Source organism: Kosakonia sp. YIM B13571, assembly GCF_042788095.1.
Classification (GTDB): Bacteria; Pseudomonadota; Gammaproteobacteria; order Enterobacterales; family Enterobacteriaceae; genus Kosakonia; species Kosakonia quasisacchari.
In genome coordinates, this window is sequence record NZ_JBHZPL010000001.1 from 563,598 (window position 1) to 584,619 (window position 21,022).

Below are 21,022 nucleotides of genomic sequence, written 5' to 3' on the forward strand. Positions count from 1 at the left end.
TAGCGTTCGACGCGCCCCAAAATAGGGGCGCAAAAAAAACGGCTAACGTTTACGATGAAGTAAGAAATAAACCGCTGGAATAACCAACATCGACAGCAATGGTGCCGTTATCATGCCGCCAATCATAGGTGCAGCGATACGGCTCATCACCTCCGAACCGCTGCCACCGCCCCACATAATGGGAAGCAGCCCGGCCATAATCGTCGCAACCGTCATCACCTTTGGCCGAACGCGGAGTACCGCGCCTTCGTGGATAGCCTGTAGCAACACCTTATTCCCTCCATCCGGTTCACGCGTGCGATATTTCTTAAGCGCGTGATTAAGATAGAGCACCATAATAACGCCGAACTCCGCCGCCACCCCGGCCAAAGCAATAAAACCGACCGCGCCCGCAACGGATAAATTATATCCCAGCAACCACAATAACCAGACACCACCAATCAACGAGAAGGGTAATGTCCCCATTATTAATAGGGCATCAGATATTCGTTTAAAGGTAATAAATAGCAGGACAAAGATAATCATTAGCGTTACCGGCAGAACAATTTTTAATTTTGCCGTGGCGCGTTCCAGATATTCAAACTGTCCGGACCATGAGAGTGTTACCCCCTGCGGCAGTTTCACCTGCTGCGCCACCCGCTGCTGCATCTCTTCGACTGCTGATTTCAAATCGCGCCCGCGCAGGTCAACATAGATCCAGTTCGACAGACGCGCATTCTCGCTTTTCAGCATTGGCGGCCCTTCTTTCACTACAATATCAGCCAGTTCACCTAACGCAATTTGGCTGCCATTTTCAGTGATCACCGGCAATTTACGCAAATCATCGACGTTATCGCGTATGTCCCGTGGGTAACGTATGTTGATGGGATACCGCTCCCGGCCCTGCAGCACTTCACCAATATTTTCCCCACCCACCAGCGTAGAGACCAACGATTGCAACTCTTTTACCGACACACCATAACGCGCGGCTTGCTGCCGGTTAATGTTGATATCGACGTAGCGCCCGCCCGCCAGGCGTTCCGCCAGTGCCGATGTTACGCCCGGCACTGTTTTCACCACCTGCTCGATTTGCTGCGCCACGCGTTCAATATCAGCAATATTATTGCCGTTCACCTTAATCCCCACCGGGCTCTTAATACCGGTTGCCAGCATATCCAGACGGTTGCGAATAGGTGGCACCCAGACGTTGGCGATGCCCGGCACGCTAACGGTTTTATCCAGTTCTTCCACCAGTTTTTCCGGTGTCATCCCTGCTCGCCACTGGTCGCGCGGCTTAAAGCGAATGGTGGTTTCCACCATGGTTAACGGCGCGGGATCGGTTGCACTCTCCGCTCTGCCGGCCTTACCAAATACGCTCGCCACTTCCGGCACACTTTTAATCAGCCGGTCAGTTTGCTGCAATAAACGCCCGGCTTCGCGTGCAGAGATCCCTGGCAGCGTCGACGGCATATACAGTAAGTCGCCTTCGTTAAGCGGCGGCATAAACTCACTGCCCAGCCGGCTCAGCGGCCATAATGTTGCCAGCAGCAACAGCAGTGCCACTGCCAGTGTCGTTTTCGGCCACGCCAGCACTTTATCCAGCAGTGGCTCATACATGCGGATCAAAAAACGGTTGATCGGGTTGGCTTTCTCGTCGGGGATTTTGCCGCGAATGAATAAGCCCATCAGCACCGGCACCAGCGTGATACCAAGCCCGGCCGCCACTGCCATCGCCCAACTCTTGGTGAACGCCAGCGGCGAGAACATGCGCCCTTCCTGCGCTTCCAGCGAAAACACCGGAATAAACGACAAGGTGATAATCAGCAGGCTGCAAAATAGCGCAGGTCCCACTTCGACCGCCGCCTGTTCTGAAAAGCGCCAGTAATCCGCTCCGTTCGGCTGGCGGTCAGGATTATCGTGCCGCCACTGCTCCATCACCTTGTGCATGTTTTCAATCATCACAATAGCCGCATCCACCATCGCGCCAATCGCAATCGCAATCCCGCCGAGCGACATGATATTGGCGTTGATACCCTGGTAATGCATGACGATAAACGCACCGAGGATCCCAAGCGGCAATGAAACAATCGCTACCAATGCCGAGCGGAAATGGAACAGGAACAGTGTACAAACCAGCGCAACGACGATAAATTCCTCGATTAATTTATGCGTCAGCGTTTCAACCGCGCTTTCAATCAGCGTCGAGCGATCGTAAACCGGTACAATCGCCACGCCGTCGGGCAGCGTTTTTTGCACCTCGCTAAGTTTCGCTTTCACCGCATGAATAGTATCGAGCGCGTTTTTGCCATAGCGCATCACGATAATGCCGCCCGCAACTTCGCCTTCGCCATTATATTCCGCCACGCCGCGGCGCAACTCCGGCCCAAGGCGTACCGTCGCCACATCTGAAAGCATCACCGGCACACCGTCCCGGCTAGCGATGACTATCTGGCGAAAATCCGCCAGTTGCCGCAAATAGCCGGTGGTACGCACCATAAATTCGGCTTCGCCCATCTCCAACAGCGCGCCGCCGCTCTCCTGGTTCGCCGCCTGCACAGCGCTGACAATCTGTTCATGGGTAATATTCAGCGCCCGCATTTTTGCGGGATCCGGCACAACTTGATACTGCCGAACCATACCGCCGACGCTCGCAACTTCCGCGACGTTCGGTACCGTTTTGAGTTCAAATTTCAGCGTCCAGTCCTGCAACGCGCGTAAATCCGCCAGATTATGTTTGCCGCTGCGATCCACCAGCGCGTACTCATAAATCCAGCCCACGCCGGTGGCATCAGGCCCTAATCCGACGTTCACGCCAGCAGGCAGTGAAGATTGAATTTGGCTTAAGTTCTCCAGCACGCGAGAACGCGCCCAGTAGAGGTCGGTATCATCATCGAACAGCACATAGACATAGGCATCGCCAAACATCGAATAACCACGCACCGTTTTCGCTCCCGGCACGGAAAGCATGGCGGTGGTAAGCGGGTAAGTCACTTGATCCTCAATGAGTTGCGGCGCTTTTCCCGGATAGCTGGCGCGGATGATCACCTGTACATCCGAGAGATCAGGCAGAGCATCCAGCGGTGCGCGCTGTACTGACCAAATCCCCCAACCGGTGAGCACCAGCGCGGCCAGCAGGATTAACAAGCGGTTACGCAATGATGCGCGAATCACGGCAGCAATCATTTCATCGTCTCCTGCGTCGGCATCAGATGGGTAATGACCGCACCCTGTTCATCATCCAGCGTGAAGCTGAACATCACCTTGTCACCCACTTTGATGGCAGGTTCAGGCTGCTTAAGCACGAAGTCCATCGTCATCGCCCCCCAATTCAGCGCCGGAATTGGCTGGTGCGACAGCGTGACGCTACCGGCATCAATCGCTTTCACCACACCGGTAGCGTCGTAGATTTGCGCTTTTTTCGCGGTAGTTTGCGGTGCCTGTTGGTGCGGGAGCGCACTACGCAGGCTGGCTTCCGAATCGATCAGGAACTGACCGGATGTCACAACATTATCGCCCTCTTGCAACCCGGACAGCACTTCGGTCCAGCCCAGGGCCGTACGTCCGGTGGTGACGTTAACCGCCTGGAAATGACCGTCCCCCGTCGCCAGTAACACGCGGCTTGCAGTACCGGTTTCAATCAGCGCCTCTTCCGGAATCGCCAGCACGTCAGGTTGCTGCGCCGAAGCAGGTTGCGTGACGGTCAGGAACATGCCGGGTTTGAGTCTTTGCTGCGGGTTATCCAGCACGATGCGCGCTTTAAGCGTCCGGGTGGTGGTTTCAAGCTGCGGTAGCAACTCACTGACGCGGCCGTGAAATTGCTCGCCCGGCCAACTACCTGATGTAGCAATAATATCGCTACCCGCAGTGAGTGCCTGCGCCTGGCTTTGCGGGTAATCGACCACCAGCCAGACAGGATCAAGGTTCGCCAGCTCAAACAGAACTTGCGTAGCGGCAACCTGCGCGCCTTCACGGGAATCAAGTTTGACCACATAACCGTCGCGATCGGCGCGCAGCGTCAGCCGGGTTTGCGGTTTTCCACTGCGCTCAACTGCGCGAATAATGGCATCCGGCATAAACTGCAGCGCCAGCCGCTCGCGGGCAGCACGCGTCAATTCACCATCACCTAACTGGCGCACCGCCAGATACTCCTGCTGCGCCGTCGTCCACTGCGGGATCCACAGTTGCGCCAGCGCTTCGCCTTTTTTCACCCACTGCTGCGGCGCGCGGACAAACAGTTTTTCCACTACACCCGCCGCCGGAGACGGCACACTCTGGATGCTGCGCTCATCGGTAGTTACCGTGGCGAAGGCAGAAAACGCGTCGGTAAGCGCTCGTTTTTCCACCTTCGCCGTGGTCATCCCCAGATTTTGCTGCTGCTGTGCGCTAACGCTGACGCCGCCGCTGGCGGGCGCTTCATCGGCGTAACGCGCCACCAGTGGCATATCCATAAACGGGGATTTACCCGGTTTGTCAAAACGCTGATCTGGCACCATCGGATCGTACCAGTAGAGCACTTTTCGTTGCGGTACCTGCTCGCCGGAAGCCAAAGGCGCACTGTGCTGGCGACCGGCGAAATACCCTACGCCCGCCGCCAGACAAGCCGCAACCACGGCGGCTAAAATCGTTTTATTCATTACCTTAACTCCTGCGGGATCAGCCAGCGGATTGCGGCCCATTTCTGCGCCATCTCTTTCTCGGCCTGGTTAACGGCCAGTTCGCTATCGAGCACATTGCGCCGTGCTTCCAGCAGCGCAGAGAGATCCGATTGCCCCGAACGGTATTGCGCTGCCAGTAACGTGGCACGCTGGCGAACCAGCGGCAGCACATCGTCACGCTGGCGCATCCACAGGGTTTGCGCGGCGTTATATTCGGCAATGAGCGAATGCAACTGCGCGGCGTGATCACGCTCAGCCAGCGCCAGTTGGTCGTTAGCCTGCATAGTGCGGGAAACATCGGCGGCGTGATCTTTGTCCTGCCGGTGAGACTGGAACAGCGGCAAATCGACGGTAAACATCACCCCGGCCATGTCTTCGTACCCCTCGGCGCGGCGTCCGTACCACACTTCCACTTCCACATCCGGAATGGCAGCGATGGCGGATTCAGCGGAACGCGCTTTCGCGCTGTTTGCCATGCTGGCAGCGGCGACAATGTCCGGATGTTGCACAATGCCCTGCTCCAGCGTTTTTTCATCCGCAGGTAGACGTTGATATCGCGGAAGTTCGCCGGAAACAGCGCTCACATCCTGGCCGGTCAGCTGCGTCAGGCGGGTTTGTGCCAGTTGTACATCGCGTTCGGCAAGCGTGACTTTATCGCGCATGGTGCTCAGCCCCACCCGGAAAGCCAACACGCTGTCTGGTGCAGCATTCCCGGTCCCGACGCTGGCACGCTGCGCGCCTTGCTGGCGTTCGGTTTCCGCCAGCAGTTTGCGGGCGGTCTGCAATGCTTGTTGTGAAAGTGCTAAATCGAGCCACGCCTGGGCGGTATCGCGCTGTAAATTGGCGCGCACAACGGCGGATTTGGCGCTGACACTTTGCGCTTCGGCTAACAAGGTATCGGCTTTACGATCGCGTTTTTCGGCACTGACATACTGCTGCATGATGCCGATCCGCTGCATCGTCATCCCTTCACGGGTTAAACGGCGATCGTTGTTGCCCTGTACCGGGACGTTTTCAATACCGAATTTCAGCTTCGGGTCGGGTAACTGGCGTGCAGAATCTGCCATCGCATCCAGCGCCTGCGCCTCATTGCGGTTAGCGGAAAGTTCTGCGGAATAGCGCTCAGCGGCGGCAAGGGTTTGCGTCAGCGTCAGTGACTCCGCCTGCGCGGCGGAGCACATCAGTCCGAGCAACACCCCGCCGAGCCGCAGGCTCAGCGAGTAACGTTTCATTGTTGCCCCCGGTTAGCGTTGCGGCGTTAATGAAACGAGCTGATAGCCGTTTTCGCTTTGCACAAAAGTGAAATCGACCTTGTCGCCCACTTTCACCGGTGCAAACGTGCTGCCTTTCGCCAGTGCAAACTGCATGGTCATTGGCGGCCAGTTCAGCGCGGGAATGGCTTTATGGGCGATAGAAATCGCATCGGGAGTGATTTTTTTGATAACGCCCTGGCTTTGGTATGTCTGCATTTGGGTATGCATCGCCGAGTGCTGCGACATATCGTGCATGCCATGCATTGCGGGCATATCTTCCGCGTGAGCGGCCAGGGAGAAAAACAGCACGCCAGAGAGCATGCAAAGAAGAGAAGAACGCATAATAAAACTCCTGTTAAACAATGAAATTAATAAAATTCAATGCATTAACAGGTTTTTATTCACGGAACCGGCAAAAACGGATCGTTGCCGGCGGGCCTATTGCAGGAGGGGTTAACGACCATCCGTCATGCGCGACGGAGGCACAAACAGGTTCTGCGACCGCAAGCGTCAGCGAAACGGGCAGCGCCACCAGTGAAGCGTGATCGGTGTCTTTTTGCGCCAGATCCGGGACACAATGTTTTTCGCACAGCGGCGTTTTCATGATGTCAATTTGCGGCGCACTGTCAGACATCGCCATTCGATGGTCCATATGCTGAACCATCACATTTTCACCCTGCACGCTTAAATCACAGTTATGCGAAGCAATCGCCACCTGGCTTTGAATAAGCAGCCAACCAAACGCCATCAGCAGCACCAACAGATGCCGCTTAATAAAGCGCAATCGGTATAGCCAGCCTGCGTGCATAACGTCGCCATGGGTGAAAGGAAAGTAACGGCGAGTATAAGCAGCATCATTTTTATTTTTAAAGCGTTTTTTAACTAATTTACGTCCGGAAATAAAGTGCAACCGAAACCATTAAATTAATTAACTTATTAGTACCTTTAAAATAACAAGTTAATCATTTCAAATTAATACCGATTATTGTTTAAGCGGTATTTATTAAGTGCAGTGATAACAATTTGCCGCGATTATTCACTCAACACATCGCTTTGTTGATTTTAATCATCTACCCGCTGGCTATTATTCGGCACATTGCGTTGCCAGTTTTTTTACTTACTTTTCATTCAGGTCAACCTCCGGGGCCAACAACATGTTATTAACACTCATTGAACTGCTGATAGGCGTGGTGGTGATTGTCGGCGTAGCGCGCTACATCATCAAAGGCTACTCCGCCACCGGCGTGCTGTTTGTCGGCGGTCTGGCGCTATTAATTGTCAGCGCGCTGATGGGCCACAAAATATTACCAGGCAGCGCCACCAGCACCGGTTATAGCGCTACCGATATTGTCGAATACATTAAAATCCTGCTGATGAGCCGCGGTGGCGATCTCGGCATGATGATCATGATGCTGTGTGGTTTTGCCGCTTATATGACGCATATCGGCGCGAACGACATGGTGGTGAAGCTGGCTTCGCGGCCACTGCGCTTTATCAACTCGCCTTACCTGCTGATGATTGCCGCCTATTTTGTCGCTTGCCTGATGTCACTGGCGGTCTCGTCGGCAACGGGCCTTGGCGTGCTGTTGATGGCAACCCTGTTCCCGGTGATGGTAAACGTCGGTATCAGCCGCGGTGCTGCGGCAGCGATTTGCGCTTCTCCGGCAGCAATCATTCTTTCGCCAACTTCCGGTGACGTAGTGCTGGCCGCGAAAGCTGCAGAAATGCCGCTTATCGACTTCGCCTTTAAAACCACCCTGCCCATCTCCATCGCGGCGATTATTGCCATGGCGATTGCGCATTTTTTCTGGCAGCGCTACCTGGATAAAAAAGAGCACATCGTCAGCGAAATGCTGGATGTGAAAGACATCACCACCAATGCGCCCACGTTCTACGCCATCCTGCCGTTTACGCCGATTATTGGCGTGCTGATTTTCGACGGCAAATGGGGCCCGGAACTGCATATCATCACCATTTTGGTGATTTGCATGGTGCTGGCGGCAGTGCTGGAATTTTTGCGCGGTTTCAATACGCAAAACGTCTTTTCCGGGCTGGAAGTCGCCTATCGCGGCATGGCTGACGCGTTTGCCGGTGTGGTGATGTTGCTAGTCGCCGCAGGGGTTTTCGCCCAGGGTTTAAGCACCATTGGCTTTATCCAGAGTCTTATTTCGATTGCCACATCGTTCGGTTCGGCGAGCATCATTTTGATGCTGGTGCTGGTCACGCTGACCATGCTGGCGGCAATGACCACCGGCTCCGGTAACGCGCCGTTTTACGCCTTTGTCGAGATGATCCCGAAACTGGCACATGAATCAGGTATCAACCCGGCTTACTTGTCGATTCCGATGTTGCAGGCTTCCAATCTCGGACGCACCATCTCCCCGGTTTCCGGCGTGGTGGTTGCCGTAGCGGGGATGGCGAACATTTCCCCCTTTGAGGTCGTAAAACGGACATCTGTGCCGGTGATCGTCGGTCTGATTGTGGTGATCATCGCTACCGAAGTATTGGTTCCAGGTGTTGCAATACATTAATTTATAAACACCACTTATGAAAAAGCGCCTGCCCGGCGCTTTTTTTATGGTTTAATAACGCATGGCAATTACCCGGATACATCCATCAGGAACTGATATGTTTAAAAAGGGACTCTTCATCTGCGCAAGCCTTGCCGCAACGCTGTTCTCCGTCGCTTATGCCGCACCGCTCCAGCCCACACAATATGGTGACTTTGACCGCTATGTTCTGGCGCTCTCCTGGCAAACCGGTTTTTGTCAGAGCCTGCATGCGCAAGGTCGCAATGAGCCCGATGAGTGTCGGCCGCAAAAAGAACCGGCTAACAAAGCCGATTATCTGACCGTGCATGGTCTGTGGCCTGGCCTGCCGAAATCCATCGCCGCGCGAGGCGTCGACGATCGCCGCTGGATGCGCTTCGGCTGCGCCACGCGTCCGATTCCGAATATGCCAGAAGCGAAAGCCAGCCAGAAATGCGCCGCTGCAGAAACCGGCCTGTCACTGGAAGTGGCCAATAAACTTAACGCCGTCATGCCGGGCGCGGGCAGCACCACTTGCCTTGAGCGTTATGAATATGCCAAACACGGCGTCTGTTTTGGCTTCGATCCGGACGACTATTTCGGCGCGATGGTACGCCTGGACACCGAAATCAAACAGAGCGCACTCGGTCAGTTCCTGGCGGAAAACTACGGGAAAACCGTCACTCGCGACGCGTTCAACGCGGCTGTCGCCAAAGCTTACGGTGATCAGAGCGTGAAAGCGGTGAAACTGACCTGTAGCGGCAACCCGGCATGGCTGACGGAAATGCAGATAGCCATCAAAGCCGACGCGATAAACGCCCCGCTCGCAGCAACGTCTTTACTACCGCAGCCGCATCCCGGCAACTGTGGAAACAGCTTCGTGATTGATAAAGCGGGATACTGAAAAACCATAATTCCGGCAAATGTGCGCAACATCACTTCACAGCGCGCTGTCGTGTCAGTATCATCCCTTGTAGACAAACCCTCGCTGCCAGTCGGCGAGGGTTTTTCTTTGGATCAATCACCTGACATGGAGTACCAGATGTCCAGACCTGCCATTATCATTAATGAGCGAGACGCCGAGCGCCTCGACCGTCTGCTTGAGCAGCCCGCTCACGCTAACCTGCCGGTCGCGGATGCGCTAAATGAAGAGTTGGATCGCGCCCAGATGTGCGCGCCAGAAGCGATGCCACATGATGTGGTGACGATGAACAGCACGGTAAAATTCCGTGAGCTGAAAAGCGGCGAAGAGCGCGTGCGCACGCTGGTTTATCCGGCGAATGTGACCGACAGCGCCAGCCAGCTTTCGGTGCTTGCTCCGGTGGGCGCAGCGCTGCTGGGATTGCGCGTTGGCGATACCATCCACTGGGAACTGCCGGGCGGCACCACCACCGACCTTGAAGTGCTCGAACTGCTGTACCAACCCGAAGCCGCAGGCGATTTCATGCGCTAAGCCCCGCCCTGCGTTGTTGTGCAGAGGATGCACCCGCATCCTCTTTCCGCTCCCGCCCGTTTATTCTTCAGATTTGCCATACAGGCAGCAAAATATTCTTCCCGTTTATGATTCAATCAGAAGGACATAACCTACAGGGAGAAGCGTTTATGTATCAGACAATCATCATGCCGGTCGATGTTTTCGAAATGGAGTTAAGCGACAAAGCCGTGCGTCACGCTGAATTTCTCGCTCAGAGTGAAGGCGTTATTCATCTTTTGCATGTATTACCCGCCTCCGCCAGTTTGAGCCTGCACCGTTTCGCTGCTGATTTGCGCCGTTTCGAAGAGCATCTGCAACAGGAAGCGCAAACGCGCCTCAGCACCATGATCACACATTTCCACATCGACTCTTCACGCATTCATATTCATGTCCGTTTTGGCAACGTGCGCGATGTGGTCAATGAGTTAGCCGAAGAGTTGAGCGCTGATATGGTGGTAATTGCTTCGCGCAATCCTTCCATTTCCACCCACCTGCTCGGCTCGAACGCCGCAAATATTGTGCGACACGCACACATTCCGGTGCTGGTGGTCAGATAAAGACGCTCAGGCGCAAAAAAAGAGGCTACCCAAAGGTAGCCTCTTTACATTGCAGGTATGGCTTACTTTCTTATTTTACTTACGCGGTTTTCGTGCGGATAAGGTAGTCAAACGAACTCAGAGACGCTTTGGCACCTTCACCCGTGGCAATAATGATCTGTTTGTACGGCACCGTGGTGCAGTCGCCCGCGGCAAACACACCTTTGACGCTGGTTTCGCATTTCGCGTCGATGATGATTTCGCCCATGCGGTTGCGCTCAATCGCACCTTCCAGCCAGGTGGTGTTCGGCAGCAGACCAATCTGGACGAAAATCCCCGCCAGCGCCACGCTGTGAACATCGCCACTCACACGGTCGCGGTACTCAAGGCCGGTCACTTTGCTACCGTCGCCTTTCACTTCGGTGGTCTGCGCGTTCAGAATAATGTCGACGTTTTTCAGGCTGCGCACTTTATCCTGCAACACCTGATCGGCTTTCATTTCCGGAGCGAATTCAAGCAGGGTTACGTGCTCAACAATGCCTGCCAGATCAATAGCCGCTTCCACACCGGAGTTACCGCCGCCGATCACCGCTACGCGCTTGCCTTTAAACAGCGGGCCGTCGCAGTGCGGGCAGTAAGTCACACCTTTGGTGCGATACTGATCTTCACCCGGAACATTCATGTTGCGCCATTTCGCGCCAGTAGCAATGATAATGCTGCGTGCTTTCAGCACCGCGCCGGAGGCAGTTTGGATCTGATGCAAGCCACCTTCAACCGCAGCCGGAACCAGCTTGCTGGCGCTCTGGCTGTCAATCACATCGACGTCGTAATCCGAGACGTGCGCTTTCAGCGCGCCCGCCAGTTTCTGGCCTTCGGTTTTCGGCACAGAAATATAGTTTTCAATATCAACGGTATCCAGCACCTGGCCGCCGAAACGCTCGCCCATCAGGCCGGTACGGATGCCTTTACGCGCCGAGTAAACTGCCGCTGCCGCACCCGCCGGGCCGGAGCCGACAATCAGCACATCGTAAGCATCACGTTTGTTCAGCTCTTCTGCCGCACGTTTTTCCGCGCCGGTGTCAATTTTGGCAACGATTTCGCTCAGCGTCATACGCCCTTGGCCAAACTCCTGACCATTAACAAACACCGCCGGAACACCCATCACGTTGCGATCGGTGATTTCGTTCTGGAACGTACCGCCATCAATCGCCGTGTGCTTGATACGCGGGTTCAGCACCGCCATCAGGTTCAGCGCCTGCACCACGTCAGGGCAGTTATGGCACGAGAGTGAATAGTAGGTTTCAAACTCAAAATCGCCGTCCAGATCGCGGATCTGTTCAAGCAGCGCCTGCGCCTCTTTTGACGGATGACCACCGGCCCACAGCAGCGCCAGTACCAGTGACGTAAATTCGTGGCCCAGCGGCGAACCGGCAAAACGCGGGCCGTTATGCGAGCCTGGGTTAGTAATCAGGAACGACGGTTTACGCACCGCCAGGCTATTGTCTTCTTTAAAGGAGACCTTGTCTGACAGTTCAGCGATTTCGCCCAGCAGTTCTTTGATCTCTGCCGATTTCGCGCTGTCGTCCAGCGTAGCAATCAGCTCAACAGGTTTGGTCAGTTTCTCAAGGTAGGCCTTGAGCTGGGTTTTCATAGTAGTGTCGAGCATAACGTTCTCCCTTAAAACATCATCATGCAAGCCGAATCATTTAAGGCTGCATCAATGCAACTTGCATCATGGTGCTGAATAAAACGGGCACCCAAAAGTACCCGTTAACGATAGTAATTTCCGAAGTATTTCGCGCCAGAGCAAGGCGGCTAGCCTGAGAGTCCCCGGGAGCTTACATCAGTAAGTGACCGGGGCGAGCAGGCGACGCCAACGCCGCTATGGCGTGAAAGACGACAGGAAATTTAGATTTTGCCAACCAGATCCAGGGACGGAGCCAACGTCGCTTCACCCTCTTTCCATTTCGCCGGGCACACTTCACCTGGGTGAGAAGCCACATACTGTGCTGCTTTGATTTTACGCAGCAGGTCAGATGCGTCGCGGCCGATGCCTTCAGCGGTGACTTCGATAGCCTGGATAATACCCTGCGGGTCAACAACGAAGGTTGCACGATCGGCCAGACCTTCATTTTCACGCATGTTGTCGAAGTTACGGGTCAGGGCGCCAGTCGGGTCGCCGATCATCGCATATTTGATTTTCGCGATGGTGTCGGAGCTGCTGTGCCACGCTTTGTGGGTAAAGTGGGTGTCGGTGGAAACAGAGTAAACGTCCACGCCCAGTTTCTGCAGCTCGTCGTAGTGGTCAGCCACGTCGCCCAGTTCAGTCGGGCATACGAAGGTGAAGTCAGCCGGGTAGAAGAAGAAGACGCTCCAGCGGCCTTCGGTATCTTTCTCGGTTACTTCGATGAATTCACCGTTTTTGAACGCCTGGTTTTTAAAAGGTTTAATCTTGGTATTAATTAAGGACATCTATACTTCCTCCGTGTTTTCGTTGGGGTGTAAGTTAACGAACTTCGATTGATTGAGCCAATGCGTTTGCTTTATCAAATCAATAAGTGTTAGCTAACAACCCACAACGAGCAACCTTGTGAACGGCTGATTTGCCAAAAGTAAAAAGGCCACCGCGACGGGTGGCCTCGATACCTGAAATACCCGTGGGTAGCTTCAGCACCAGCAAGCTGGCTTTGCGTTGCGCTCATAACCTGAAGGTCATCAAGCAACATCGATTAGACCACTGCAAGCGTTGAGCGACAATGCTCCGGCAGGCGTTCTTACCGATGGTTGTGATAGGTTTCCTCTAAGTTCACTCTTTCCCACTGATTTTATAAGGATTTTTATGCTCAAGCGCCTGTTAATGCTGACATTGCTCCCGCTGACTCTGCACGCCGAAGAACTGCCCGCACCGGTAAAAGCCATTGAAAAGCAAGGCATCACCATCATCAAATCCTTCGACGCACCGGGCGGCATGAAAGGCTATCTTGGCAAATATCAGGAAATGGGCGTCACCATTTATGTCACCCCGGACGGCAAACACGCTATCTCCGGCTATATGTACGACGACGCAGGCACTAACCTGAGCGAAAAGCTGATTGCCAAAGAGATTTACGCTCCGGCGGGCCGCGCGCTGTGGCAGCAGATGGAAAAAGCCGACTGGCTGCTGGATGGCAAAAAAGAGGCACCGCGCGTGGTGTATGTCTTTGCCGACCCGTATTGCCCGTACTGCAAACAGTTCTGGCAGCAGGCGCGCCCGTGGGTGGAGTCCGGCAAAGTGCAGATCCGCACGCTGCTGGTTGGGGTGATTAAACCGGAAAGCCCGGCGGCCGCGGCAGCGATTATGAGCGCAAAAGATCCGGCGAAAAGCTGGCACGACTTTGAGCAGTCGAACGGCAAAATGGCGCTGACGTTACCGAAAAGCGTACCGCCGGAAATGATGAAAAAGCTCAACATCAACCAGAAAATCATGGACGATCTCGGCGCGAACGCCACGCCTGCTATTTACTACATGAATGAAGATAATGTGCTGCAACAGGAAGTGGGATTGCCGGATGCGGAAAAACTGAAAACGATTATGGGCGAGAAGTAAAAGCAGTCACGGCGGCGCAGGTAGCACCGCCGTTAAAGCCTTACAGCTTACACAGGCGCTCTGCCGCCGCCAGCAGCGTCGATTCCTGTTTCGCGAAGCACAGACGAATCAATTTGTGCGGGAAGGGATCGGCGCAGAACACCGACAGCGGGATCGCCGCCACGCCCACCGCTTTGGTCAGCCACTGACAGAAACTCACATCATCCAGATCGGAGATCGCGCTGTAATCCGCCAGCAGGAAATAGGTACCTTCGCACGGCAAAATCTCCAGCTTGCTGTGGCTAAGCGCATTGACCAGCACATCGCGCCGCGCGCGGTAAAATTCCGGTAGATCACGATAATGTTCCGGCTCGGCGCGCAGCATATCCGCCAGCGCCAGCTGCGCCGGGGTATTCACCGAGAACGTCAGATACTGGTGTACCTTGCGCAGCTCCGCGCTAATAGCGGCAGGCGCCACGCAGTAACCCACTTTCCAGCCGGTCATATGGTAGGTTTTGCCAAATGATGACACCGCAACTGCCCGCTCGCGCAGTTGCGGATGCGCCAGCACGCTGGCATGGCCCTCTTCGGCAAAACAGATGTGCTCGTAAACTTCATCGCTCAGCACATAGATTTCCCGTTCGGCAATCGCCTGCCACAACGCAGCGAAATCCGCCTTTTGCCACACCGTCGCCGACGGGTTGTGCGGCGTGTTCAAAATCACCAGCCGCGTGCGATCGCTAAGCAGCCCCGCAAATTGTTGCCAGTCGACGCGAAAATGCGGCGGTTGCAGCGCAATGCGTTTCAGCACGCCGCCGGAAAGCTCGACCGCGGGCGCATAACTGTCGTAGCTCGGATCAAAACAGATAACTTCATCGCCCTGACGCACCAACGCGGTGATCGCCGCGTACAGCGCTTCTGTCGCCCCGGCGGTGACGGTGATATCGGTATTCACATCCGGTTTATGCCCATACAGCTCGGCCGTTTTATCGGCAATCGCTTCGCGCAGCGCCTGCACACCGGTCATCGGCGCGTACTGATTCGCCCCCTGCGCCACATGAAACGCCAACCGCTCCTGCAAATAGCGCGGGCCGTCGAAATCCGGGAAGCCTTGCGACAGATTAATCGCCTGGTGCTGCTGCGCCAGGGCGCTCATTTGCGTGAAAATGGTAGTGCCAAGCGCGGGAAGTTTACTTTGTGGAATCAGTGCGTTATTGCTCATTATTATCTGCCTGCCTGTGATACGCGTGTTGCCGCCACTATAACACGATGCTAGTATTTGGCAATCAAGACGCTTAGACGTCTATACGATAACAATATTCCTTATAAGGAAGGGTGATGACAGACAACCTGCAACTCCAACAACTCGTCGCCGCCTGCCACTGGATAGGCGCGAAAGGCTGGGCACCCGCCACCGGCGGGAATATGTCCGTGCGCCAGGACGCCGACTGGTGCTGGCTGAGCGAATCCGGCAAAGACAAAGGCAGCCTGACCACGGCGGATTTTTTGCAGGTATCGATTGCCGATAACCACGCCCCTTCCGGCCGTAAACCCTCGGCAGAAACCGGCCTGCACACGCTGATTTATCGCCTCTACCCGGACGCTAACGCCGTGCTACACGTCCATACCGTGAACGCGACGGTGCTTTCGCGCGTAGAGAAATCCCCTGCCCTGCTGCTGAACGGTTTTGAGATGCAAAAATCGCTGAGCGGGCAGACCACGCACCTGGACACGGTGCCAGTGGCGATTTTCGACAACGACCAGGATATCGACGCGCTGGCCACACGCATTGCCGACTATGCGCAGACGCACCCATTGCGCTATGGTTTTCTGCTGCGCGGCCACGGGCTGACCTGCTGGGGACGCGATGTCGCCGAAGCCCGCCGCCATCTGGAAGGGCTGGAATTTTTATTTGAATGCGAAATGCAGCGTCGCCTGCTGGAGAAACCATGATCCGCGCTATTGTTACCGATATTGAAGGCACCACCAGTGATATCCGCTTCGTACATAACGTCCTGTTCCCTTATGCCCGCGAACGTCTGGCGGCGTTTATCACGGCGGAGCAGTACAACGAGCCGGTGAGCACCATCCTGGATAACCTGCGAGAAGAGATCGCCCAGCCACAAGCCAGCGCCGCCGAACTGATTGACGTGCTGTTTGCTTTTATGGATGAAGATCGCAAATCAACGGCGCTAAAAGCGTTGCAGGGCATCATCTGGCGCGACGGTTATGTGAATGGCGATTTCAAAGGCCACCTTTACCCGGACGTGTTGCCCCAGCTTGAGAAATGGAAATCGCAGGGTATTGATCTGTATGTATATTCCTCTGGCTCGGTTGCTGCGCAAAAACTGTTATTTGGCTACAGCGACGAAGGTGATATTACTCCTCTGTTCAGCGGGTATTTCGACACGCTGGTTGGCGCGAAACGCGATGTGCAGTCGTACCGCAACATTGCGACGCAAATCGGGCTACCGCCCACGTCCATTTTGTTCCTATCCGATATTCACCAGGAGCTGGACGCCGCCGAAGCGGCAGGTTTTCGCACCACACAACTGATTCGCGGCGATGATGACGCAGCCAGCCATCATTACCAGGTTCCCTCTTTCAGCAACATTAAGCCGGAGCAGATCCCTTCATGAGCGCACTGACGATTTACACCGATACCGATGCCAGCACGCCAGTGTGGCATAGCACCGACGCCGCAGAGATCCAGCAAAAACTCAACGCCAAAGACGTGCGTTTTGAGCGCTGGCAGGCCGACCGCGATCTGGGCGCAAACCCGACGCCGGAAACAGTGATCACTGCTTACCAACACGCCATCGACAAACTGGTGGCCGAAAAAGGCTATCAGAGCTGGGATGTGATCAGCCTGCGCGCCGACAACCCGCAGAAAGAGGCGATGCGCGCCAAGTTTCTCAACGAACATACGCATGGCGAAGACGAAGTGCGCTTCTTTGTGGAAGGCGCGGGCTTGTTTTGCCTGCACATCGGCAGCGACGTTTACCAGGTGCTGTGCGAGAAAAACGACCTGATTTCCGTACCGGCCGGAACCCCGCACTGGTTTGATATGGGCTCAGAGCCGAACTTCACGGCGATCAGGATTTTTGATAACCCAGAGGGGTGGATCGCGCAGTTTACCGGAAGTGAAATTGCGGGCGGGTATCCGAAGTTAGCTTGAAACTAAAGGCTCCAGATGGAGCCTTTAGTTTTCAATTTTGTTGTAGCTAGCCACTTACTCAACTCCTTTTGGCTAAGACGAAAACCCATCTTCCTGAGTGCCTTTATTCCTGAACAAGATAACCGAACAGGTCGTCTTTTTGTTATCGCAGCGCTTTGTGGGTATTAACGATACTTCCTTCTTTTTCACAAAGCCTTTGTTACTGCGAAACATTTGTGATCCCTGCGTAATACCCCGCGCCGCAAACTGGCAATCTCCCCCGCTACAGGCAACACTCTGTAAGCCGCCAGCACACATAAAGGAGTAAAACATGACGGGTGATTTTTACTGGATTAACGAACCGCAGCAGTGGCGTGAAACGCAGGGCAAAGTGGAAGTGGTCACGGATGGCGGCACCGATTTCTGGCGCAAAACCTGGTACGGGTTTGAGCGCTTCAGCGGCCACGGTTTTGTGCGCGATGTGGCGGGGGATTTCACCTTTCAGGTGCGGATACAGGCGCGTTTTTCCGAGCTGTATGACCAGGCGGGTGTGTTGTTGGTCGCGGACGAGAAAAACTGGCTAAAAGCCGGCATCGAATTTAACGATGGCGCGCCCGCCATCGGCAGCGTGCTGACACAGGGTTATTCAGACTGGGCAACCGGTATTTTCACGGGTGACGCGGGCGATTTCTGGCTGCGCCTGAGCCGCAAAGACGACGCGCTACGGCTGCAATACTCCACTGATGGTCGCGTCTGGCCGCTGTTGCGGTTGTGCCACTTTCCCCACCCGCGTTGCGCGGTTGGGGTGATGTGCTGCACGCCGGAACGAGCCGGGCTGGAAGTCGCGTTTTCAGATATGGCGCTCACGCCGCTGCTGGAGAAAGATCTGCACGATCTGAGCTAGTTTCATCGCTGCATCCACCGACAATCACCGCTTCGTTTTTAGCCGGTGACAACAAGCAACACAGGCAACCGCAAGAGACATCTATTCACTTCGGTTGCCTGAAAACCGGAAACCGCTAAGCAGAGAGAAACGCAGCGATCCTAATTATTTTCATAATAAGTAATTTGTTTAACCACATATTATTCAGCGCAGCTAAACTCTATATTTACATGTCAGAAAGAATACAGGATATATCATTCCGCGACACATGTACTGCCGAAAATATATTATATAAAAACTGGCGGCATCATTTTTATAAAAAATCTTACCGATTGTATTTTATGGTCATTTTTAACGCCTCTTAACTGGCTAATCAAAAAAACAAACGCACCTCTCTTTTTATTAAATTCACCATGAAGGTTTCGCTTTAGTCGCCGATAAAAATAGAGTTCACCCTGGATATGGAAAGCACCTGAGGCCGTTATGACTATTTTAAAGAAATTGTTATTTGTTTTTGCCATTACGTTTATTGCCATGATCGTGCTCGGTGGTTTCAGCATCCGGGCATTAGACAATGCTCAATCACGTTTCGACTACGTTGTTGATAATAGCCTGCCAAGTATTAGTAAGCTCAGCGAAGCGGTACAGCACCGTGAAGAAGCACGCCGACAAATCCTGATGTCGCTACTCATCAGTGACGAAGCGGTTTTCAGCAAACATATGGCGCAAGCGAAAGATGAACTTAATAAAACCCGTGAGATTTTAAACTACTACCACGACGATCTGGTCAGTGATGATTTGGATGCGCAGTTGTTGAAAAAAACCCAGGACTCTTTTGACGATTACGCACAAAAAGCAGAATCCATGGTCGGCGTCTATCACAGTGAAGGTATTGAGGCCGCGCGTAAAATGGTGTCGGATGGCGGGATTACCGCCAATGCTTCTGTCGCCCTAAGCGCCAATTTAAAAGAGATGCTGGAGCATAATTACAATATCGCCAAAAAGTATGCCGAGAATAACCATACGCAATATATCAATACCTTCTGGTTATTGGTGGGAACTATTATCTTTTTACTGGCATTAATTGGCGTATTTGCTTCAGCGATCCTCACTTATTTAAATAAAGGATTAAAAAATCTGCAAAATAGTATGAAAATTATCAGCAGCACGCTGGATTTAACCGTCAAAGTGGATCTCAATAAAAAAGATGAACTGGGCGCAACCGCTACCAGTTTTAATAATCTGGTAGAAAAAATCCGCGAAGTATTAAGCAGTGTGAAAGATGCCAGCAACGAAGTGGATGTCGCGGCAAGCGAAATCGCCAAAAGCAATGATGATCTGTCGTCACGTACCGAATCACAGGCTTCGTCGCTGGAGCAGACCGCCGCCAGCATGAACCAATTGTCGGCCACGGTGCGGCACAATATGGACAACGCGAAAGAGGCAAATGCCTTTATTGGCCGCGTGCAAACCATGGTGAATGAAAGCCATCGCGAGCTGAGTTCCCTGCAAAAATCCATCGATGATATTTCTGCTTCTTCGGTGAAAATCTCCGAGATCACCGACATTATCGACGGCATCGCGTTCCAGACCAACATTCTCGCACTTAACGCAGCGGTGGAAGCCGCACGCGCCGGCGAGCAGGGTAAAGGCTTTGCGGTGGTCGCTGGCGAAGTGCGTTCGCTGTCGCAGCGCTCCTCAGTGGCAGCGCGTGATATTCGCGGCTTGATCGACGAAGCGATTAAGAATGTCGGCCAGGGCGTCAACTACGCCGCTAACGTCACATCACGAATGAATGACGCCCTGGGTGCAGTCGATGAAACCACGGTGCTGATAAATCAGGTGAATAACTCTTCAACCGAGCAGAGCCACGGTATTGATCAGGTTAACGTGGCGGTCAGCCAGATGGAGGGCAACTTGCAGCAGAACGCCGCCATGGTCGAAGAGATGGCCACCGCAGCGAACTCGCTCAGCCACCAGGCCGGGAAACTGCTTAACGACGTGAATACTTTTAAACTTTAACATTCAGGCCGGGAGGCGCTAGTGCTTCCCGGCTTTTACAGTAATCCTAACGCTTCAGGTAAATGGCTAACAAACGCGGTTTTATCGGCTGGATAGCGTTGTGATAACTCGTTAAATATCGCCGCCAGGCGATATTTGTCCTCCGCATTTAGCGTTTTCAGTTCAGCGGCAATCTGCTCCAGCACGTTGATGGCGGCGTCCTGATCCAGTTGGTTTTCACCGGTGAACTCAAGGAAAATAGCCAAATCGGCGACCACTTTCGCCAGCGCGATTTCACAACGTGTTGGCAATTTCACCTCCCCTTATGGATGCATTTTCAGTTTTTTCGGCGCAAATATCACAAAGCGGAACCGTCTTCTTTAACAATCAGCGCTTTCATATGTTCGATACTGAAAACACCCCATTTACCACCGTAGTCGTTAAAAATCTCTACGGCGAGGCGGTACTCTTCCTCAGTGATGGGCGCGTCTTCTTCGACGATATAATCGCAGATCGTTTCAAATGCTAAGCCGCTTTCACCGTAATCGACGTATTCAATGGCAAAACGCAGTTTCTCGGCGTCAACACGCCCGGCGAAACGTGCGCCAAAGACTTTGATGCCTTCGCGCATTACGATCCTCTCTTTTCCCGCGATTCGTTGACCAGCGCGCAGACCACTGGCACAGATACAGCCAGCAAAAACAGCACGATGCTGGTCATTGCGTTATCGGCGTTTTCACGCCAGTTGCCGAGCAGCGCTGAAAAGAGAAAAAATCCCGCACCGCAGAGCAGCATCACCTTGCCAAAAAGGCGGTTCGCCCGATACCAGGCCGTGTTATCCCGCAAGGTTAACGCGGTACGCACACCGTAAAAACGATTGGGTTTAATACGCTGCCGCGCCAGCGGAATGGCAACCGCCATTAACACCAGCATCCCAATGCTGAGGGAGAAAAAGATGTCGTTCATTGCGGGATCCTTATGCTGAGCTGAC

Annotated in this window: 21 protein-coding genes; 10 read left to right on the forward strand and 11 right to left on the reverse strand. The window is 53.9% G+C overall.

Features of this window, described 5'->3' with window-relative positions:
* Nucleotides 1–42 precede the first annotated feature (42 nt).
* Genes ACFX4O_RS02730 through ACFX4O_RS02750 form a run of 5 tightly spaced genes read right to left on the reverse strand, consistent with a single transcriptional unit; the run spans nucleotide 43 to nucleotide 6,695 of the window.
* Complete coding sequence (locus ACFX4O_RS02730; RefSeq protein ID WP_380207079.1) at nucleotides 43–3,162, reverse strand: efflux RND transporter permease subunit; 3,120 nt, start codon at nucleotides 3,160–3,162, stop codon at nucleotides 43–45.
* A complete protein-coding gene (locus tag ACFX4O_RS02735) occupies nucleotides 3,159–4,613 on the reverse strand; it encodes an efflux RND transporter periplasmic adaptor subunit (RefSeq protein WP_380207081.1) in 1,455 nt (484 codons plus the stop codon). The genes ACFX4O_RS02730 and ACFX4O_RS02735 overlap by 4 nt, the downstream gene beginning before the upstream one ends.
* The gene (locus tag ACFX4O_RS02740; protein ID WP_131406246.1) at nucleotides 4,613–5,866 is read right to left on the reverse strand and encodes a TolC family protein; all 1,254 of its coding nucleotides are present in this window, start codon (nucleotides 5,864–5,866) and stop codon (nucleotides 4,613–4,615) included. The genes ACFX4O_RS02735 and ACFX4O_RS02740 overlap by 1 nt, the downstream gene beginning before the upstream one ends.
* A 12-nt stretch (nucleotides 5,867–5,878) precedes the next feature.
* Nucleotides 5,879–6,229, reverse strand: a complete 351-nt coding sequence (locus ACFX4O_RS02745) for a copper-binding protein (protein ID WP_380207083.1) — start codon at nucleotides 6,227–6,229, stop codon at nucleotides 5,879–5,881.
* Between the two features lie 55 nt (nucleotides 6,230–6,284).
* Nucleotides 6,285–6,695, reverse strand: a complete 411-nt coding sequence (locus ACFX4O_RS02750) for a DUF2946 domain-containing protein (protein WP_380207085.1) — start codon at nucleotides 6,693–6,695, stop codon at nucleotides 6,285–6,287.
* 346 nt (nucleotides 6,696–7,041) lie between these two features.
* On the opposite strand from ACFX4O_RS02750, the gene dcuC reads away from it, so the two are divergent.
* The 4 genes from dcuC to uspG all read left to right on the forward strand — a co-directional run bounded on the left by dcuC (nucleotide 7,042) and on the right by uspG (nucleotide 10,446).
* Nucleotides 7,042–8,418, forward strand: coding sequence for an anaerobic C4-dicarboxylate transporter DcuC (gene dcuC, locus ACFX4O_RS02755; protein ID WP_380207087.1), 1,377 nt, complete (start codon nucleotides 7,042–7,044; stop codon nucleotides 8,416–8,418).
* A 97-nt stretch (nucleotides 8,419–8,515) separates the two neighbouring features.
* The gene (rna, locus tag ACFX4O_RS02760; RefSeq protein ID WP_131406243.1) at nucleotides 8,516–9,319 is read left to right on the forward strand and encodes a ribonuclease I; all 804 of its coding nucleotides are present in this window, start codon (nucleotides 8,516–8,518) and stop codon (nucleotides 9,317–9,319) included.
* Nucleotides 9,320–9,457: 138 nt separating this feature from the next.
* The gene (gene rnk, locus ACFX4O_RS02765) at nucleotides 9,458–9,868 is read left to right on the forward strand and encodes a nucleoside diphosphate kinase regulator (protein WP_017455866.1); all 411 of its coding nucleotides are present in this window, start codon (nucleotides 9,458–9,460) and stop codon (nucleotides 9,866–9,868) included.
* Between the two features lie 149 nt (nucleotides 9,869–10,017).
* Nucleotides 10,018–10,446 carry a universal stress protein UspG gene (uspG, locus tag ACFX4O_RS02770; RefSeq protein WP_131406242.1) on the forward strand — a complete coding sequence of 143 codons (429 nt, stop codon included), beginning with the start codon at nucleotides 10,018–10,020 and terminating at the stop codon, nucleotides 10,444–10,446.
* Nucleotides 10,447–10,525: 79 nt separating this feature from the next.
* Here uspG and ahpF read toward each other — a convergent pair whose 3' ends face one another.
* Nucleotides 10,526–12,091, reverse strand: a complete 1,566-nt coding sequence (gene ahpF / locus ACFX4O_RS02775; RefSeq protein WP_380207090.1) for an alkyl hydroperoxide reductase subunit F — start codon at nucleotides 12,089–12,091, stop codon at nucleotides 10,526–10,528.
* Between the two features lie 242 nt (nucleotides 12,092–12,333).
* On the reverse strand, nucleotides 12,334–12,897 hold the full coding sequence (gene ahpC / locus ACFX4O_RS02780) for an alkyl hydroperoxide reductase subunit C (RefSeq protein ID WP_131406240.1): 564 nt from the start codon (nucleotides 12,895–12,897) through the stop codon (nucleotides 12,334–12,336).
* A gap of 367 nt (nucleotides 12,898–13,264) precedes the next feature.
* Between ahpC and dsbG the strand changes: the two genes are divergently transcribed.
* A complete protein-coding gene (dsbG, locus tag ACFX4O_RS02785) occupies nucleotides 13,265–14,011 on the forward strand; it encodes a thiol:disulfide interchange protein DsbG (protein ID WP_017455862.1) in 747 nt (248 codons plus the stop codon).
* Nucleotides 14,012–14,051: 40 nt separating this feature from the next.
* Here dsbG and ACFX4O_RS02790 read toward each other — a convergent pair whose 3' ends face one another.
* The gene (locus ACFX4O_RS02790) at nucleotides 14,052–15,212 is read right to left on the reverse strand and encodes a pyridoxal phosphate-dependent aminotransferase (protein ID WP_380207093.1); all 1,161 of its coding nucleotides are present in this window, start codon (nucleotides 15,210–15,212) and stop codon (nucleotides 14,052–14,054) included.
* Nucleotides 15,213–15,328: 116 nt separating this feature from the next.
* Between ACFX4O_RS02790 and ACFX4O_RS02795 the strand changes: the two genes are divergently transcribed.
* The 5 genes from ACFX4O_RS02795 (at nucleotide 15,329) to ACFX4O_RS02815 (ending at nucleotide 20,052) form a co-directional block, all read left to right on the forward strand.
* Nucleotides 15,329–15,943 carry a methylthioribulose 1-phosphate dehydratase gene (locus ACFX4O_RS02795; protein ID WP_380207095.1) on the forward strand — a complete coding sequence of 205 codons (615 nt, stop codon included), beginning with the start codon at nucleotides 15,329–15,331 and terminating at the stop codon, nucleotides 15,941–15,943.
* Entirely contained in the window at nucleotides 15,940–16,629 is a 690-nt protein-coding gene (mtnC, locus tag ACFX4O_RS02800; protein ID WP_380207097.1) for an acireductone synthase, read from the forward strand. The genes ACFX4O_RS02795 and mtnC overlap by 4 nt, the downstream gene beginning before the upstream one ends.
* Complete coding sequence (locus ACFX4O_RS02805) at nucleotides 16,626–17,168, forward strand: acireductone dioxygenase (protein ID WP_380207099.1); 543 nt, start codon at nucleotides 16,626–16,628, stop codon at nucleotides 17,166–17,168. Before mtnC ends, ACFX4O_RS02805 begins: the two co-directional genes overlap by 4 nt.
* A gap of 310 nt (nucleotides 17,169–17,478) precedes the next feature.
* Nucleotides 17,479–18,051 (forward strand): DUF1349 domain-containing protein, encoded by a 573-nt coding sequence (locus ACFX4O_RS02810; protein ID WP_380207101.1) that lies wholly within the window; start codon nucleotides 17,479–17,481, stop codon nucleotides 18,049–18,051.
* Nucleotides 18,052–18,513: 462 nt separating this feature from the next.
* Nucleotides 18,514–20,052, forward strand: coding sequence for a methyl-accepting chemotaxis protein (locus tag ACFX4O_RS02815; protein ID WP_380207103.1), 1,539 nt, complete (start codon nucleotides 18,514–18,516; stop codon nucleotides 20,050–20,052).
* A 35-nt stretch (nucleotides 20,053–20,087) separates the two neighbouring features.
* Here ACFX4O_RS02815 and ACFX4O_RS02820 read toward each other — a convergent pair whose 3' ends face one another.
* Genes ACFX4O_RS02820 through ACFX4O_RS02830 form a run of 3 tightly spaced genes read right to left on the reverse strand, consistent with a single transcriptional unit; the run spans nucleotide 20,088 to nucleotide 20,997 of the window.
* Complete coding sequence (locus tag ACFX4O_RS02820; RefSeq protein WP_380207105.1) at nucleotides 20,088–20,348, reverse strand: hypothetical protein; 261 nt, start codon at nucleotides 20,346–20,348, stop codon at nucleotides 20,088–20,090.
* Between the two features lie 41 nt (nucleotides 20,349–20,389).
* Nucleotides 20,390–20,662: a MafI family immunity protein gene (locus ACFX4O_RS02825; protein ID WP_380207107.1), complete on the reverse strand. Its 273-nt coding sequence runs from the start codon at nucleotides 20,660–20,662 to the stop codon at nucleotides 20,390–20,392.
* Complete coding sequence (locus tag ACFX4O_RS02830) at nucleotides 20,662–20,997, reverse strand: SdpI family protein (protein WP_380207109.1); 336 nt, start codon at nucleotides 20,995–20,997, stop codon at nucleotides 20,662–20,664. The genes ACFX4O_RS02825 and ACFX4O_RS02830 overlap by 1 nt, the downstream gene beginning before the upstream one ends.
* Nucleotides 20,998–21,022: the final 25 nt, after the last annotated feature.